A 20,337-nucleotide genomic window follows, 5' to 3' on the forward strand; every position below is an offset into this window, starting at 1 on the left:
GGAAGTCAACCGTTTGTCCTCCAGCGAACCAAATGTCTGCTGGAGGATGTACGGCTTCGGATTTACGATTCAATGGATTCCAAAATACTGTCAAGATCCTCCAGTGTCAGCTCGTCATCGCCCAGATCGCTTGGTGTGAGTTCCTGGATTTCCCGGCGGATACAGTGGTCGATAATTTCGAGCAAGCGATCCGTAAGCAGGTCAATCAGCCCTGCAGCCGTCGCATGCTCGTACTCCTCGGCGCTGTAATGCAGTTCCAGCTTCAACTTGCCGTCCGATACAAGTCCCGTCACATCGAGAGAGACCGTACGCTCCGATTCCATGCTGAACGGTAAGCCGGAATCATAAGGAGACGTCCTCATGCTGCCGCTCTCGGAATTCCCGACGAATTGCCCCAAATAATTGAAGGAAATCTCCGGCACCAGCTCGAAGCTTTGCCATTGATCGGACATATACTTCAGAATGCCGTATCCCAATCCCTTATTCGGTACTTTACGAAGCGTTTCTTTCGTCAGCTTAATCAAATAGCCCAGATCATCTGCATGCCTTGCATCGAGGACAATCGGGAACTGCGATGTGAACCAGCCTACGGTACGCGTAATGTCCAGCTTTTCGGTAAACGCTTCGCGTCCGTGCCCTTCCAGATTGACCGCAAACGTATCTCCCTTGCTCCAATCCTTCAATGCCAATGCGAGTGCAGCCATCAGCAGGTCATTAATCTCTGTTCTGTAAGCTTCATGAGCGCCCTTCAAGAGCTTTTCGGTCGCCTCCTGAGCCAGTTCCCTGCCGACGCTGCGCATATGCTTCACGCGATTATCGGTCGATCGCTTATCCTTTGGCAGCTTTGCAACAGCCGTTTGTCCAATCTTGTTCCAATAGGAAGCTTCGTTTCGCAGCCGTTCGGTGGAAGCGTAAATCTCAAGCTGTTCAGCCCAGTATCGGTAAGAGTCTGTTTTATCCGGGAGTATGATATCCCGGCCTTGCTCGGCCTGCCTGTAGGCATCCTCCAAGTCCTCGAACAAAATACGCCAGGAAACGCCGTCAACCGCCAAATGATGGATGGCAATCAACAGATGGTCGCCGTTATCCGTCCGGAACTGTCCAAGCTTAACCAGCGGTCCGTTAGTCAGATTCATGCTGCGCTGAATCCTGGTCGCCGCATGCGTTAGGGCTAGTTGAATTTGTTCTGTCGTCCGCCCCCGCAGGTCGAATTGCTCCAGTGTGAAATGCTCGCCATCCGTTCCTTCATTATGCTGCTTCACAGTGCCGCCGCTGTCAGTGACAAATCGCAACCTCAAGGCATCGTGGTGCTGCGTCAGCTTTCGGAACACCTGATGAAGCGTGTCGGCGTCAAAACCTTCAGGCCTGTAAACGAGCTCTGCCTGGTTCCAATAATGCTGATCGGTAAAGCTGTTTTCAAAAAACCAATGTTGAATCGGAGTTAGCGGCACCTCGCCTTCAACTGCTGCTTGTGAGATCGTTCGTTCCGTCAGCCTTAGATGATGACTCAGCTCCGCAATGGTCGGATAGCGGAACAGGTCGCGCACCTCGAATCGCAATCCGTGCTTATTCAATCTTGCCGCGACTTGAATCGCTTTGATGGAATCTCCGCCCAGCTGGAAGAAGTGATCCTTCGTACCGATGCGGTCAGTTCCGAGCACCTCCTGCCAAATATCGGCCAAAATTTGCTCATTCTCGCTGACGGGCGCCTGATAAGCGTCAGCTGCACCGCCTGTTCGATCCGGATCAGGCAAAGCACGGCGGTCTACCTTGCCGTTCGCGGTAACCGGAAGAGAATTAAGCTGAACGATAAAGGCCGGCAGCATGTAACCAGGAAGCAGATGAGACAACTCTTCCCGTATCGCTGCTGGATCCACTTTCAACTCCGCCGTTACATAAGCGCATAAATACTTATTGCTTCCATTGTCGTCCCTGGCTACTACTACCGCTTCCTTCAAACCGGTCAGCTGCAGCAGGGCTCCCTCGATTTCCCCAAGCTCTATCCGGTATCCCCGAACCTTAACTTGATCGTCAATTCTGCCGATATATTCAATCCTGCCGTCAGGGAGCCAGCGAGCGGCGTCTCCTGTACGGTACAAGCGGGTATTAGGCTGATAAGCATCCGTAGTAAAGCGTTCTCCCGTCATTTCCGGTAAGCGGACGTAGCCGCGCGCTAACCCTTCTCCGGCAATACATAGCTCGCCAACCGCACCGATCGGCGCGATTTGACCGTCCGCACCAAGGATGCGGATACGGGTGCCAGAGATTGGACGGCCTATGGTGATCGGACTTCCAGGCTGCAAATCGCGTTCGATGGTGGCCACTACGCTGCTTTCCGTAGGACCGTATTCATTGATTAGCTCAATCCTGTCATTAACGGATTTGCTAAGCGCAATGACCTTGTCTGTTACTCTCTCACCGGCCAGTGTTACCATGCGCAGCGAAGCGGCCTCCTCTGGGTTTAAGCACTCCAGAACTCCCGCGTATAAGCTCGGTACGCTGATGAAATGCGTGACGCTGTGATTTACAATCATGTTCTTGATCGCCACAGGATCTTTCGCTTCATCTTCATGTAGCAGAACGACGGTTGAACCGGATACAATCGGTGTAAAAAAGCTGGTGATAAAGCCGTCGAATGCAAATGAGAACAGCTGCAGCACGCTATCGGATGTCGTTAAGCCGTACGCGTTCCTGCGCCACCAGATATTTCCGGTGATGCTCCGATGCTCGATCATAACGCCTTTCGGCTTGCCGGTCGTTCCTGATGTATAGATGATATAAGCAAGATCGCCTGGGCTGCTGCCAGATACCAGATTTGACCCGTCATCCGCGTACAGAGTCTCATCGTTGAGATCCAGCCAAACGGCTGACGTTTCAGTCCCGGATGCCGGAATGAATTCAGCATGCGACAGCACGAATTCTGCGCCTGAGTTCTCCAGCATGAAGGAGATCCGCTCTGCCGGATAGGCAGGATCGATCGGCATATAGGCGCCGCCCGCCTTCAAAACCGCAAGCATGCCGACGATCATTTCGAATGAACGATTGGCCGTAATGCCGACTACCGATTCCGGCTCGATTCCCAGGCCGCGCAGCGTACGGGCCAATCGATTTGCTCTTGCGTTCAGCTCCTCGTAAGTCATCCGTTCGGATCCGAGCGATAGCGCAATTTGCTTCGGCACCGACTCCGCTTGAAGCTCGAATAGTCCATGAAGCGTATCTGCAGGCGTCTGAATCGATGCGGCAGCATTAAACTCGACCAGCATCCGTTCTTTCTCAGCGTCATCAAGAATATCAATCTGCGCGAGTGTGAAGCCCGGATTTCGTGTTATTTCCCGAAGCGTCTGTACAAAATGCTTGGCCATCCGTTCCATCGTTTCCCTGCGGAACAACGCTGTGCAGTATTCCCAGCTAAGCGCAAGCCGGTCTTCTTCCTCTACCGCGGCGAGCGTCAGGTCGAACTTCGCGATTTTGTTCTCATACGCATACGGTTCGATTGTCATTTGCTCGATTTCCAACACTTCATGTTCCATGTTTTGCAACATAAAGACGGTGTCGAACAGCGGATTTCGGCTTAGATCGCGATGAGGCTGCAATTTCTCTACCATCGATTCGAATGGGTAATCCTGGTTGTCGTATGCTTCATAGGCATTCTGTTTGACTTCGTTTAGGAAGTGAAGGAACGTCTTCCCGCTTTCCGGCCGATTTCGCATAGGGAGCGTGCTTACGAACATACCGATCAAGCCTTCCGTATCACCATGCGTTCTGCCGGCAATCGGCGTGCCGACGACAATATCGTTTTGATTCGTATACTTGGCCATAAGGACGTTATAAGCAGCCAAAAGGACCATAAACAGCGTCGTTCCAGTAGCTGCTGCCAGCTCTTTCAGCTCGCGCAGCAATTGTTCATCCGCCTCGAAATCGTAATAGTCGCCTTCCAAGCTGCGCACAGCCGGCCTCGGAAAGTCGGTAGACAGCTCCAGCACCGGAATCTCATCTCCGAAACGCTCCAGCCAATAGGTTTCCTGCTTTTGCATCACCCCTGCCTGGAACAGGCCATGCTGCCAGACGGCAAAATCTTTATACTGGATCTTTAGCTTCTCCAGCTCCACGCCGCGATAAAGCTGCGTAAACTCATGAATAAGCACATTCATGGAAATGCCGTCCGAAATAATATGATGCGTATCAAACAGCAGTAAATGCTCTTCAACATGAAGCTTAATAAGTCCGACCCGCAGCAGCGGAGCTTGGCTTAAATCAAACGGCCTTACAAAGGATTCGATGAGCGGCATCGCTTCCGCCTCCCCGGCTTCCATCCATTCGATGCGAAGCTCGGCATCCGAATGTACGATCTGAATCGGATCAAACTCAACCGTATGGAACGTCGTACGAAGCGATTCATGACGCTTCACCAGCTGCTGGAACGAGGCTTCGATCCTGCTGAGGTCGAGCGGTCCATTCAGACGCAGCACTCCCGGCATGTTATAGCCGGTTCCCGACTCCTCCAATTGATCCAGCACGTACAATCGTTTCTGCGCCGACGATAACGGATAATTCGAACTCGGCTGTACAGGCTGCAGAGACAGATCCTCAGACGAAGCGGTCTTCCGTATAAAATCGGCTATATCTCTAATCGCTGCGCTCTCGAAAATAACGCGCAGCGGCACCTCTGCCTTAAACTCCCGGTACAGCTGGGCAACGAGCTGCATTGCTTTCAACGATTGCCCGCCGATCATGAAGAAATGATCGGACATTCCGACACGATCAAGCTGCAGCAGCTCCTGAACCATAGATGCCAGCTTCTCTTCCAGCTCATCTGCCGGAGCAGCATAGTCCAGCCTTCCTAACAGCTCGGGATCGGGTGCAGGCAGCGCCCTCGTATCGAGCTTGCCGTTCGGAGTAAGCGGCAGCTGCGACAGCTGGATGAAGTAGGACGGCACCATATAGGCCGGTAATTCCCGCGCTATGCCCGACCTGACGTCCAGGACAGCAAGCTCGTCATCCGATACGATGTACGCACACAAATATTTCTGTCCCCTGTCGTCATCTCGGGCGATTACGACTGCTTCTTTAATCGATTTCAGCTTCAACAGATTCGCTTCAATCTCGCCGAGCTCGATCCGGTATCCGCGAATTTTAACTTGATGATCCATTCTTCCGGCGAAATCAATGGTTCCGTTCTCGAGCCAACGCGCCATATCTCCAGTACGGTAGATTCTTTCGCCTTGAGCAAAAGGACTTGTCACAAACTTTGCGGCGGTCATTTCCGGCTCATTCAAGTAGCCCCTTGCAAGCCCGGTACCGCCGATACACAACTCACCATATACGCCGACCGGCTGTAATTGCATATGTTGGTCTACGATATAGACGCGGGTGTTTGCGATCGGACGGCCAATTGTGACCCGCTTACCCGGATGAAGCCCGCTTTCAATCGTCGTGATGACACTGCTTTCCGTAGGCCCATACTCATTAAACAGAGTCAGCCGGTCATTCAAAGTGATGCTCTTCTCGATCAGGCTGACCGGGACATTCTCTCCCCCGAGCGTGACCGCTTTAAGCAGCGAGGCTTCCTTATCGCTGAGCATATCCAGCAGAGCCGCGTATAAGCTTGGCACGGTGCTGAAATGAGAGATTGTATGGCTCGTTATACAGCCTTTCAAAGCTAGCGGATCCTTAGCTTCCTCGTCGCTTGCAATGACGGAAGTACTGCCAGCCGCCATAGGAGCAAAGAAGCTGGCTGCAAACGCATCGAATGCATAGGAGAGAAGCTGCAGAACACGGTCGCCGGGACTAAAACGGTATTCTTCTTTCCGCCAAGCAATCGTATTGACGATGCTGCGATGCTCGATCATGACCCCTTTCGGACGTCCGGTTGTTCCCGAAGTATAAATAATATAGGCCAGATCCTGCGGACTGTTCACTGGCTTAAGATCGGTATCGTCATCATTGTAGGAATCGGAGTCAAGCAGATCGATCGTTTGGCCCGGATAAGAGATGTCGCCCGGCAGCGCACCTTGCGTCAGCAGCAGACCTGCGCCGCTATCCTCCAGCATGTAGCGAATACGGTCCAGCGGATAATCCGGATCAATCGGAACATAGGCCGAACCTGACTTCAGCACCGCCAGCACGGCTACAGTCATTTCTAAGGAACGATTCGCCAATATAGCGACGGTTCGATCAGGTTCTGCTCCTTTGGCGCGAAGCGTCCGGGCTAATCGATTAGCCCTCCCGTTCCATTCTTTATAGGTCAAGCATTCATTGCCGACTATGACTGCAGGAAGCTCCGGCGTCCTTCTCGCTTGCGATTCCACTAATTCATGCAGAAGCTTCGCATCTGCCTCATATGAGGCCGCCGTATCATTGAAATCAATGAGCAGACGATGTTCCTCATCCTCAGACAGCAGCCGCAGCTCGTTCACCTTAACATCCGGCTGCAGCATTGCTGAACGCATCAGCACAATCAAATGCTTCGACATCCGCTCAATCGTGCTTGGACGGAACAGCTTCGAGCTGTATTCGAGCACGAACGCCACTTCGTCCTGCGTTTCCGTCGCCTCCAGCGTCAGGTCGAACTTCGTCATCGTTTCCTTCGTTTCGAACGGCAGAAACGTAACATCCTCCAGCTGAATTCGTTGCTCATCCGTGTTCTGCAAAATGAACATCGTATCGAAGACCGGATTTCGGCTTAAATCTCGTTTGACCTGAAGCTTCTCGACTAACTGGTCGAACGGATAATCCTGATGCTCATACGCCTGCAGCATACGGGCTTTCACGTTCATTAGTAAATCACGGAATGTATGCTCCGGATTCACCTCTGTTCGTACCGCCAGTGTGCCTACAAACATGCCGACTATTCCGTCCAGATCCGCGTGCGAGCGGCCAGCAGTCGCCGTTCCCACGATGATGTCGGATTGTCCGCTGTATCTGGCAAGAAGCACATTGTATGCGGTAAATAACACCATATACAGCGTTGTACCCGTTTCCGCTGCGAGACGGTTCAGCTCGTTCCGAAGCTGCATGCCTGAGTCGAAAGCAACACGCGATCCTTCGAAGCTTTGCAGTGCCGGGCGAGGATAATCCGTCGGAAGCTCCAATACCGGGAGCTCGCCTGATAACGACTCAAGCCAGTAAGCCTCCTGCTCCCTTAAAAATTCAGGCGTAAATTGCCGGTTTTGCCAAGCGGCGAAATCCTTATACTGAATCTTCAGCTCCGGCAGCTCTTCGCCGCCGTACAAAGCTGCAAACTCGCTCAAAACAATCCCCATCGACAAACCGTCAGACACAATATGATGCATATCGAACAGGAATATGTGGCGATCCTCGGACAGCTTCACTAAACCGGTGCGAATTAGCGGCGCTTGACCGAGATCGAACGGCCGTACGAAGAGAGCCGTCAATCGTTTCAGCTCATCGTCGGTTGCGTGAAGAGCCTCCGAGAATTCAACATGGAATTCGATATCCTGATGCACCTGCTGGATCGCTTTGCCATTGCGCATATGGAAGGATGTTCGCAGCGATTCATGACGGCGAATGAGCCTCCGAAGCGCTTCTTCCACTCGGGCCGGATCAATGATGCCTTCCATGATCATCGTATCCGGCATATTGTAGCTCGTGCCGGTTCCTTCGATTTGGTTCAGGATGAACAAGCGCTTCTGTACGGATGAAAGCTCATAGGCCTCCTGCAGCTCAATCGGCTCGATTGCCGCGAACCGCGTTCCTGTGCTGTTGACTTCCGCAGCATCAATGTATCGGCCCATCAACGCTGTCGTCGGCGCTTCGAATACGATTCGCAGCGGCACGGCAATTCCGAACGCTTTATGAATATGCGAGACGAGCGCCATTGCTTTAAGAGAATGTCCGCCGATCTTGAAGAAATCGTCGTTCACGCCGATTCCCGTCGTTCCAAGGACAAGCTCCATCACCTCGATAAGCCGCTTCTCGGTAGACGTTGACGGCGCGGCATATTCAGTCGATTTCAGCTGGTTTCCGGTTGGCTCCGGCATCGCCTTACGGTCGATTTTTCCGTTCGGCGTCAGTGGCATCCTCTCCAGCTCCACCACATGCGAAGGCACCATATAAGCCGGCAGCTCCGCGGTCAAGTGGGCCTGAAGCTCCTCCAGCGACGGCCGCTTGGCAGCCACGATATAAGCGCACAAATATTTTTGCGCGTAGCCGTCTTCGCGGGCGATGACGACCGCTTCGCGAATGTCCGGATGCTTCAGCAAGCGGGCTTCGATTTCCCCCAGCTCGATCCGGTAGCCGCGCACCTTCACCTGATGGTCGTCGCGGCCGAGGAACATGAGATTGCCGTCCGGCATCCACTTGGCCAAGTCGCCGGTCCGATACAGCCGATCACCCGGCGAATACGGATTCCGAACGAATTTCTCGGCCGTCAAATCCTTGCGTCCCCAGTAGCCGCGCGCCACACCGGCCCCGCCGATGTACAGCTCGCCGGCCACGCCGACCGGCAGCAGCCTGAGCCCGGCGTCGAGCACGTAGTAGGTCATATTCGGCAGCGGCTTGCCGATCGGTACGCTTCCGGCAGCCGGCAGCGCCTCGAGCGGTTCCTCATAGTAGCTCGAGTCAATCGCCGCTTCCGTCACGCCGTAACTGTTGATAATGCGCATCTTTCCGCCGAAACGGCTGAGCAGCTTGCGGAATTCCTCAACAGGACAACTATCAGCCCCGAGGATAAGCAGCCTCAGGAAGCTTACTTCCAGATCGTTCTCGTAAATGTACTGCATTAGAGGCGCGATCAGGGCCGGCGTTGATTCGAAAATGTTGACCTCATGCTCCCGGATCAATTCATAAAGCGAAGCAGGATCGAGCTTGACGTCGTTCGGACAAACGATGAGTTGACCGCCGCTGAGCAGAGCGCGGGCCATATCGCCGGCGAACACGTCGAACGAGAAGCTTGCCATCTGAAGCAGCCGAACCGGGAACTGTTCCAGCTCGTATTTTTCTTTCCACGCATAGGCCACGTTCATATACTGGCGATGCTCGATCATGACGCCTTTCGGCTTGCCCGTCGTGCCTGACGTATAGATGATATAAGCCAAATGGTGCTGTTCGGTCTTACCCGCCGGGTTGGTCGCATCCACCGGATTCGAATCATTACCGCCGGGCGCGGTCGCCTCTTCCACAACGATGACCTCGCCGGGGAATTGCGCGGATTCGTGCAGACCGCGCTGCGTGACAAGCCAAGTCGCCTGGCTGTCCTCAAGCAGATAAGCGATCCGGTCCGTCGGATATTCCGGGTCGATGGGCAAATAGGCTCCTCCGGCCTTCATCACTCCGAGCACGGTGGTAATCATATCGACCGACCGGCCTACCATTACGCCGACGATGCTGTCCGGACCGACTCCCTTGCTTCGCAGCACATGCGCCAGCCGGTTGGCGCGCCTGTTCAGCTCATCGTATGAGAGCGATTCGATTCCGGCCGTTACCGCCATATGGTTCGGCGTTTTCGCCGCCTGAGCCTCGAATGCGCGATGGAACGTCAGATGCTGCGGGTACGTCCGGCCGGTATCGTTAAATTCCTCCAGCAGCAGCCGCTTCTCCTGCTCGGTCAACATCTCGATCTCCGCCAGATTAATGTCGGGATCGGCAGCGGCCGATTCAAGTATTCGAACAAAATTTCCGGCCATGCGCTCGACTGTATTCCGGTTGTACAACTTGGTACAATACTCCAATTCGAACGTCAGGGACGTTTCCGACTCGAAAGCATCCAGCGACAAATCGAATTTGGAAGTCTTGTTTTCAATAACGCACGGGGCAAAAGCCAGGTCCTCCACCGAAAATTCGGAGCCGTTCACCGTCTGATGGCTGAACATGACGTCAAACAACGGATTTCGGCTTAAATCGCGGCGCACGGCCAACTTCTCCACAAGCAGTTCGAACGGATACTCCTGATGCTCCAACGCTTCCAAAGACAATCGGCGCACCTGCAGAAGCAATTCGCGGAAGCTCATGATGCCTGCCGGACGGCTGCGTATCGCCAGCGTGTTTACGAACATGCCGATCATGCTCTGCACAGCGGCGTTCGGTCTTCCTGCCGCCGGCGTGCCGATCACAATGTCGGATTGGCCGGAATATTTGTACAGGATTGCATGGAAAGCTGCAAGCAGCACCATGTACAGGGTTGAACCCGTTTCGACCCCGAGCCGCTGCAGCTTCTTTACCAAATCCGGTTCTGCCGAGAAAACGAGGCGGTCGCCTTCGAAGCTCTGAACAACCGGTCTCGCATAATCCGTCGGGAGATTGAGCGCGGGAATTTCGCCTGCCAGCTGGCTGAGCCAATACGTTTCTTGAGGCAGAAGGCGATCGGATTGCAACCGATCGTTTTGCCAGATCGAATAGTCCGTATATTGCAACTGCGGCTCCTGCAATTCCATGCCCTGATACAACTTTGCAAATTCGTCAAGCAAAATGCGGCTGGATAATCCGTCCGTAACGATGTGGTGCATATCTATCATTAATAGGTGGCGCCGGTCATTCACTTTCACCAATTCCACCCGCATAAGCGGAGCGCCGCCCAAATCGAAAGGCCGGACGAATTCGGCTGATACGTTCAGAGCTTCCGTTTCTTCCCGTTCGCTATATTGGATAGAGAATGCCGTATCCTCGTACGCGCGCACAATCTGCACCGCTTCGCCTTCCATGGAAGCAAAGGAAGTGCGCAGTGAGTCGTGCCTTCGAATCAGCGCGCGGAACGCATCCTCGAAACGGCCTGCATCCAGCGGACCGGTGATCCACATCGCCTCCGGCATGTTATAGCTCGTGCTGTCTTCCCCTTCAAACTGCTGTAAAATATATATCCGCTTCTGCGCGGACGAAACCGGGTAATATTCCCTTTTTGGTTCCCTCCGAATCGAAACGCCCGAAATGGAGGCCGGCCCGCCCGATTCCGCGGCGTTCGCCGCTTCGATATAAGAGCTCAGTCCTTCGACGGTAGGCGATTCGAACAACACGCGCAGCGGCACATCAATGCCGAACTCGTCGGATATTCGCGACAGCAGCGTCATCGCTTTAAGGGAATGGCCGCCGAGCTCGAAGAAATGATCATGCGCTCCGACTCTGGGAACTTCAAGCACATGCCGCCACAGTTCAGACAAGCTTTTTTCGAGTTCTGTTCGCGGCTCCACATAGTCCGTCAAGCTTCCGCCATCCGCGCCTGTCGGCTCCGGCAATGCTTTGCGGTTGATTTTGCCGTTCGGCGTGAGCGGCATATCGACTAATTCGACGAAATAGGACGGCACCATATAGGACGGGAGCCGTTCCGCCATAAATTTGCGCGCGTCGGCAACCGTCTCGCCGGCTTCCGCCACAAAATAGGCGCACAAATACTTGCTGCCTTGGGAATCGGCGCGGTCAATGACAGCCGCCTGCTTCACCTGCGGATGCAGGGCCAGAACCGATTCCAATTCCCCGAGCTCGATCCGGTAACCGCGCACTTTGACCTGATAGTCGCTGCGTCCGATATATTCCAGGCTCCCGTCGGCCAACCAGCGCGCCAAGTCGCCGGTTCTGTACATCTTTTTCCCGGGTGCGAACGGATTGCTTACAAACTTCTCCTCCGTCAAGTCCGTTCGCCCCAAATAACCGCGCGCCAAGCCGTCGCCTGCGATGCAAAGCTCGCCCGGCACCCCGACTGGCAGCAATTGCATTTTCTCGCCCACGATATAGATTTGCGTATTTAATATCGGGTAACCGATATTAATCTCCGTTCCTTCGGTCAAATGTTTGACCGCCGACCAGACGGTCGTTTCCGTCGGACCGTACATGTTATAGATGCCGGCTTGCGTTGCGCGCTTCAATTCGGCCAGCAGCTGGCGGGGGAACGCCTCGCCGCCCACAAGGATCGCTTTCAGCCCGGTCAGGCAAGCCAAGCCTTCCGCACTGTCGCGCAGGAGCTGCATTCTGGACGGCGTCGTCTGCATAACATCAATCCGTTCGCGGCGAATCGCGCCCGCCAGCAGCTGCGGATCCTGCTGCTCCGCTTCCGATGCCATGACGACACGCATGCCGACGCTTAAAGCGTACAGCGTTTCAAGAACGAAAATATCGAACGAGATGGTCGTCACGCACAATATTGTCAAGCCGGGGCCGAATTCGAATGTCCGCTGCATGGCATGAATAAAATTGCCCACGGTGCGGTGCTCCAACATGACCCCTTTCGGCTTGCCGGTCGAACCCGACGTATAGATGACATACGCGAGATGGCTCGAATCCGAAATCGAATCCGGCGCAGTTCCATCCTCCGCATACGCCGCTTCGTCATCCGCCAACACGACATCTCCGGAGAAAGCCCCTCCTCCGGCTTGCCCGCTTTCCGTCAGCAGCACTTTCGCGCCGCTGTCCTCCAGCATGTACGCCACGCGGTCGCGAGGATAATCCGGGTCGATCGGCACGTAAGCCCCGCCGGCTTTGAGCACGGCCAGCAGCCCAACCAGCATCCGCTCGCTGCGGGGCATTAGCAGTCCGACAAGCGTATCCGCGCCGACCCCATGCTGGCGCAGCGTCCGGGCCAGCCGGTTCGCTTGTTCGTTCAAACGCCGGTAAGTCATGCTTCGCTCCCCGAAGGTTACCGCAACGGCCTCCGGCGTCCGCTCCGCCTGTTCTTCGATAAGGCGGTGGACCGTTTTATCCCGTGGGTATTCTCCTTCGGTTGCGTTGAAGGAATGCGAAATTTCCCATTTCTCCGGCTCGGTCATCATGTCGATCTCCCCGAGCGTAACGGTCGGATCGGCCGCGACGGAGTGAAGCACCTGAATCATGTGGCTCATCATGCGCACCGCCGTTTCCCGGCGGTAAAGCTTCGTGCAAAACTCCAGAACAAGCTTAAGGCCATCCTCCGTTTCACGAGCGTCCAGCGACAAATCAGCCTTGGCGTTTTTTTCATCGACGGGATACGGGACGCATTGAACGCCTGGAAATTCCAGCTTTTCCATCTCGATGTTGTTCAAGCTGAACATGGTGTCGAATAACGGATTCCTGCTTAAGTCCCGGCGAACGTTAAGCTTCTCCACCAGTTCCTCGAACGGATACTGCTGGTTCTCGAACGCCAGCAGCGTCCTTTCCTTGACTTGCCCGAGAAAATCCGTGAATCTCAGCATTCCTTCCGGCTGGCAGCGGACCGGCAGCGTATTTACGAACATGCCTACGACGTCCCCGACTTCCGCGTTCGGCCGTCCCGCCACCGGTGTACCCACTATGATGTCGTCTTGACGCGAATACTGAGCCAGCATCACCTGATAAGAAGCAAGCAGCACCATATATAACGTCGTTCCGGTTTGCGCGGCCAATCGGTTCAAACGGGCCGTCAATTCACCATCAATGCCGGACACGACCGTATCGCCTTCAAAGTTTTGCACCGGCGGGCGCTTGAAGTCGGTCGGCAGTTCCAGAACCGGCAACTCGCCGGACAGCGTATCAAGCCAAAACCGTTCCTGGATGCCGTGCTCCTCCGACGTAAGCCAGCTTTGCTGCCATACGGCATAATCTTTGTACTGCAAATGAGGTGCGGGCAAAGATTCGCCGGCGTAAGAACGGATCAGTTCATTCACGATGACCGCAACCGATATGCCGTCGGAAACGATATGATGCATGTCAATTAGAAGCAGATGGCTCTCCTCCGCCAACTTCACCAGTCCGACTCGCAGTAAAGGCGGCTTGCTCAAGTCGAACGGACGGACGAACCGCTCAACCGCGTATGGAATATCCGACTCGTCAACAGCGCTGTGGAGGATGGCGAAATCAACGTCCTCATGAACGAACTGCACCGGTTCGCCGTTTACGAGCTCGAACGACGTACGCAGCGATTCGTGCCGGCGAACCATCTCGGCGAAGGCGCGCTGCAGCCGATCGCGGTCAACCTGCCCCTGGAGCAGCATGGCGGCAGGCAAGTTATAGGCCGTGCCGGTGCCCGCTCCCTCCAACCTATCCAGTACAAACAGACGCTTCTGCGCCGAGGAAAGCGGATAATAGGCTTGAAGCGGCGCCGGTTCGATAGCGGAGTAGACAGACGTTAATTCGGCATTCATCGCTGCTGCGGAACCGGCCTTATCGTCGATGCCGGCAGCAAGTTCCGCGACGGTCGGATGTCTGAAGATCGTGCGCAGCGGAATTTTCGTATCGAATTCTTTTAATATGCGGGCCGCAAGCATCGCCGCGCTGAGCGAATGCCCGCCGTTATGGAAGAAGTCGTCTTCGACTCCTAATGAATCTACACCCAGAACTTCCTTCCAGATCGCTAGCATTCGCTCTTCCGTTTTCGTCCGCGGAGCAGTTTGAACCGTGCCGGCTGCAGTAAGCTTCTGCGGTTTCGGCAGCGCTCCCCGATCCAGCTTGCCGTTGCTTGTCAGAGGCATCCGTTCAAGCTGTACGAAGAACGACGGAATCATATAGGACGGCAAATGCCCGGATAGGTACGTGCGTATTTCAATATCGTTAGTTTGGCTGTCGGTTATATAGTAAGCGACTAATATTTTCTGGTTATGGGTATCGTTCGAAACCGCCACAGCCGCTTCCCTGATAGCCGGTATCTGCAATAGGACGGATTCAATTTCACCCAGCTCGATCCGATATCCGCGAATTTTCACCTGATGATCGATCCGGCCAAGGTATTCCATCTCCCCGCTGGGCATCATCCGGGCCAAATCTCCGGAACGGTATATTCTCTCGCCAGGCACATGCGGGTTCATCATAAACCGGTCAGCCGTCAGCTCATCGCGGTTCAAATAGCCAAGCGCCACCCCGTCTCCCCCGACATACAGCTCTCCGACCGCGCCGATAGGCGCCAGCTGTTTGTTCCGGTCGAAAATGTAGGCGGTAAGCGTGGGAATCGGTTTCCCGATATTGCTTACATTCGAGGCGATCTCTTCGTCGCCGATTTCTTTATACGTCACATGCACCGTCGTTTCCGTAATGCCGTACATGTTAATCAGCTTCGTATCCGGATATTTCTCGCGCCATGGACGTAGCATCGCAGGGCTTAACGCCTCGCCGCCGAAGATGACATATCGTACGCCAAGCTCTTTATCCGCCCTCTTCATTTCATCGTGAATGAGCGCATAGAAAGCTGTCGGCGTCTGATTCAAAACGGTGACCTGCTCCTCGCGAAGCAGCTCGGCGAACTCCGCCGAATTTTGCGCCACATGCTTAGGCACGATCACGGTTTTGCCCCCGAATAACAACGCGCCATACATTTCCCACACCGAGAAGTCAAAACAGAACGAGTGAAACATGGTCCATACATCCGTTTCGCCAAACTCGAATTGCAGTTGATCATGCACAAGCAGACGCACGACGTTGCGATGCGTGATCATTACGCCTTTCGGCAGCCCTGTCGTACCTGACGTATAGATAATGTAGAGAAGATCATCCGGTTCGTTTATTTGCGGCAAGTTGCCAGTCTCTTCCGCATAGACGGCATCATCCTGCAAATCGATAACGATTCCGTTATATGCCGCTGCAGATCCAAAATGCCCGGTTTCCGTCAGGAGCACCGTTGCTCCGCTGTCATGCAGCGTAAATTGAATGCGGTCCGCCGGGTAGGCAGGGTCAATCGGCACATAAGCGCCCCCCGCTTTGATAATGGCAAGCAAGCCGGTGATCATCCTCTCGGATCGTTCGACTAGAATCGCGACAAGGCTGTTGCGTGACACACCGCAATTGCGCAGCGTTCCCGCAAGCCGGTTAGCCTGTTCGTTCAGCTCGCGATAGGTGAGCGCCTGTCCATCGTATGAAACCGCGATACGGTCCGGCGTTCTTGCCGCCTGTTCCTCGAACAAGGCGACGACTGTAGCCGAATGCGGATAGACCGCCTTGACAGGATGAAGATCATGCAGCAGTAATTGCTTTTCCTCCATGCTCATCATAGGGATGCTTCCAAGCGCGCTTTCAGGAGCGGACGTTACGGCTTTGAGCAAGTTCAGATAATGAACAGACAGCCTGTCCATCGTTTCCTTCTTAAACAATTCACTGCAGTATTGCAGCTTAAAGCGGATATGGCCGGACTGCTCGGAAGCCTCCAATAACAGATCGAATTTGGCGACATCCTCATCCAGCTCATTAACCTTTAACCGTAAACCTTCGAATTCCATCTCGACGATATCGTTATTCATATGAACGAACATCGTGTCAAACAGCGGGTTTCGGCTGCTGTCCCGCCCGAGCTCAAGCTTCTCGACAAGAGCGTCAAACGGATAATCCTGATGCTCGTATGCTTGAAACAGCGTTTCCTTCACCTCTTGCAAAAATTGCAGGAAGGTCTTATTATCCTGCGGAAACGTACGTATGTTCAACGTGTTGACGAACATTCCGAATATACTGTCGACCTCGGCAACCGATCGTCCGGCAATCGGAGTGCCTACGATAAGATCTTCCTGCCACGTATACTTGAACAACAGCGCTTGATAGGCGGCGAGCATAACCATAAAGGACGTCGTCCCCGTGTCGGAAGCAAGCTTGCGAATGGCGTCTGTCAAGGTTGTCTCGGCATAAAACCAAATCCGGGCTCCAGCAAAGCTTTGTACGGAAGGCCTTGGATAATCCGTTGGAAAAGCAAGAACCGGTAATTCTCCTGACAACTGCTTCATCCAGTAGAATTCATGGTTCTTCATGGCTTCACTGTTCAGCAAGCGATTTTGCCAAGCGGAGAAATCCTTGTACTGTATTTCAAGCGCAGGCAACCGGGCTCCTCGATAATAGGCTCCAAATTGCTGCAGAAACAACTGAACGGATACGCCATCTGTGATAATGTGATGCATATCAATAAATAATGCATGCTGCTCCTCGCCAAGCTTCACCAGCAGGACACGCAATAGCGGTGCCCCGTTTAAATCGAAGGGGCGAATGAACCCGCGTGTGATCTGAGGCAATTGGTCTAAAGAAGCTTCTATCATCGGCACTTCCAACTCGATCTGCGCATGCACCATCTGGAAGGGAACTCCGTCCTTTACGACAAAGGAGGTGCGCAGCGCTTCATGCCTGTGAACGAGCAATCTAAGCGAATCCCGTAAACGCGCAGCATCCAGAGGACCTTCGATCGAGAGCATGCCGGGCAGGTTATAAGCCGTACTCCCTTCCTCCAATAAATGAAGCAAAAACATACGCTTCTGCGCGGAGGAAACCTCGTAAAACTCTTGTCCTTGAACAGGTTCAATTGTCTGTAGGCGATTAGTGTCCGTCTGCTGCAAATAACGCGAAAGTCTGACAGCAAGCCCCTCAACCGTCGATGCTTCAAACAGTTCACGCAAAGGTAATTCCACCCGATACTGCTTATAAAGATTAGCCATGATAACCATGGCCTTCAACGAATCTCCGCCAAGCTCAAAAAAATTGTCGCGAGTGCCAATTCGGTCGACGCCCAGCACAGTTTGCCAAATATTCGCCAAAATCAGCTCTGCATCGCTCCGTGGAGCGACATATTCGGCAGCTGCTCCGCCAAGCTCGGCAGCCGGCTCCGGCAGCGCCCGGCGATCGATCTTGCCATTCGCGGTAAGCGGGAATGCTTCCAGCTGCACGAAATATGAAGGAACCATATAATTAGGAAGATCCGACGAAATGAACTCCCTTAGCTCCGCAGAGGCAAGCTCCCACTTCCCGGTAAAATACGCACACAAATATTTGTTGCCGTTGGAGTCGCTGCGATCCAGCACCAGCACTTCTTTAATGGCTTCATGCTGCATGAGACGGGCTTCGATGTCACCGCATTCGATCCGATGTCCGCGGATTTTGACCTGATGGTCGATCCTTCCCATATATTCCAGACTTCCATCCGGAAGCCACCTCGCCAAATCACCTGTCCGGTATAGTCTTACTCCGGAATCACTCTGAAACGGATCCATCAGAAACGCCTTTGCCGTTCTCTCAGCATCGTTCAAATAGCCGCGTCCAACTCCTATGCCTGATACGCAGAGCTCGCCGACTACGCCGATTGGAAGCAAATTCATCTGTCCGTCAACGACATAGACCTTGAGATTACGAATTGGCTTTCCGATCGGCATAACCTCCCCTTCAGGTGCTTTATCCATGATGTGCAGGGTTACATCATCGCAAGCCTCTGTAGGTCCATAAGCATTAATCAGCTTCACATGCGGATATCGCTTGAACCAGCGCCGAGCCAAGTCAAACTTCGCAGCTTCTCCGGTAACCAGCAAATTTGCCATTGCCGGCAATCGAACCTCCAGCTCCATATCTAACAGAGCAGACAGGAACGATACAACCACTTCAAGCACGGTAATGCCGTCCTGCTCTACCTGAGCAAGGAACGTTCTTGGGTTCAATATCTGTTCATTCGGATAGATAACCGTAGTCCCTCCGAGCGTAAGCGCCGTTACAAACTGCCATACGGATATATCGAAGCAATGCGGCGCATTCTGAGCCATGACGCATGTTTCATCCATTCCCAGCTCTTCAGCCATCGCTTCGATGTGGTTAAGCATACCGGCATGCTCCAACATGGCTCCTTTGGGCTTCCCGGTCGAACCGGACGTATAGATCATATATGCCAGCTGCTGCGGGACGATCTCAACCTCCGGATTCCTGTCATCGAGTGTCAAAAGCTCCGATGAAGCTTCATCCAGCAATAAAAATCCATTCTCCGGAAGCAGCTTTTGCAGCTCACCGCTTGCAAATAACGTCTCCGTCAAAACGCAGCTCGCTCCCGAATCCGAGATCATGTCAATGATTCGCTGATTCGGATAGGCTGGGTCGACGGGTACATAAGCGCCGCCAGCTTTCCATATCGCCAAAATACATTCCACCATAAGCGGCTTGCGATCCATCAGTATCGCTACCCGATCATCGCGGTTGACGCCTCTGTCCATAAGCATCCGGGCCAGCCGGTTAGCCCGCTCGTTCACCTCGCGGTAAGTCATCCGGACGTCCCCGAACTTGATTGCCGTTTTATCCGGAAGGCGTACAGCTTGCTTCTCAAATAACGCGATCGCAGTTAATCCCGGCGCAGATATTGCGTCGGTATTGTTAAACCGTTCTACTATAAGTTTTTTATCTTCCGGCGGGCAAATTTCTAATTCTCTTAGTGGTTTGCTTGGATTTAATACCGCATCATTGAGCAAACATATCATGTGCCGGCTCATATTTCGTATTTCTTCTTGGGTGAACATTTCTGTACGATAATCGAATACCATCAGCAGCTCGCCCGTATCCCATTGATCCTTCACGGATACGAACAAGTCATTCAGCTCATGTCCACAGAAGAGCTGCTCTACCACGTAGCTGATGCCGTCCTTTTCCTGCCAGCCCATAACGATGTATTCCAAGGTTAGACCAAACAGCGAGCTTACATCGGCTTTTCGGGATTTTATATCGCTCAAAATCATGTTATAAGGATATTTCTGATGCCGAAGCACTCCTGTCTGCTCCTTCAGAACGGTGCGAGAGAAGGAGAGGAAATCCATCTCCGGATTGAGCTTAACACGTACCGGCGTCGTACTGACAAACATGCCTGGAAGCGCCTTTTCCTTTGCGTTGGTACGGTTAGCGAAGAATGTCCCGAGAACCAGATCCTCATGCCCTGTGATCCGATAACAATACGTGTATAGAACGGATAAAAACAAGGTTAAAATACTCAAATTATTCGTTTGGCAGAAATCTCGAACTTGTCGTTCGAGTTCCGGTGGAATAACCATTACTTCCCGCTCAGCCTCTGTGCGGATATTGTAGCTGTCGGTTGGCTTGAGCGAAATAAATTCCGGCAATGAAGCGAAAGTATCGCTCCAGAATTTTTTGTCTTTGTTCCAGCGATTCGATTGCTTATATTCAAGCTCGTCCGGAATATACGCCAGATAAGACGGACGAGAACCTTCCTGAACTCCCTTTCCGTTAACCAGATCAAGATATATGTCGATAATCTCGCTTATTGTAATGACCATTCCGTTACCGTCTGACAAAATATGATTTACTTTTGTGACGAAGCTGCCCTCATGCTCGCTTGTTTTAGCTATCGCAAAGAAATAAAGATCTGCATCAAAAAAGAGCATTGGCTGCCGTATTAGATCATTGGCCCATTGCATCAAATCAACTTTGCTTCTTTTCGAAAAATCAATGATATCTACTTCAAATGGTGTATAAGCTGCCACATACTGCGCCGGCTCGCTGCCGGGATCATTGATCATTCGCAGCCTCATCGTGTCATGGAGACGAACATAATGTTTGATCGCCAGCTTCATCAGCTCGGCATCGAAAGGCAGCTCCGTCCGGAAGCTTATAATTGCTCCAATGTTGGATATGCCCTTACCCGGATAAAACCTTTCCGTGTACCATATCCTTTTTTGAGCCTCGGTTAACGGATAAGCGGATTGCGTATTCATCTAT

General features: G+C 53.2%; 1 protein-coding gene. It reads right to left on the reverse strand.

The genetic code is table 11. The annotated features are described in order from the left end of the window. Nucleotides 1-62 precede the first annotated feature (62 nt). The gene (locus H581_RS34435) at nucleotides 63-20,333 is read right to left on the reverse strand and encodes a non-ribosomal peptide synthase/polyketide synthase (RefSeq protein ID WP_051250931.1); all 20,271 of its coding nucleotides are present in this window, start codon (nucleotides 20,331-20,333) and stop codon (nucleotides 63-65) included. Nucleotides 20,334-20,337: the final 4 nt, after the last annotated feature.

Source organism: Paenibacillus harenae DSM 16969 (genome assembly GCF_000422465.1).
GTDB lineage: Bacteria > Bacillota > Bacilli > Paenibacillales > Paenibacillaceae > Pristimantibacillus > Pristimantibacillus harenae.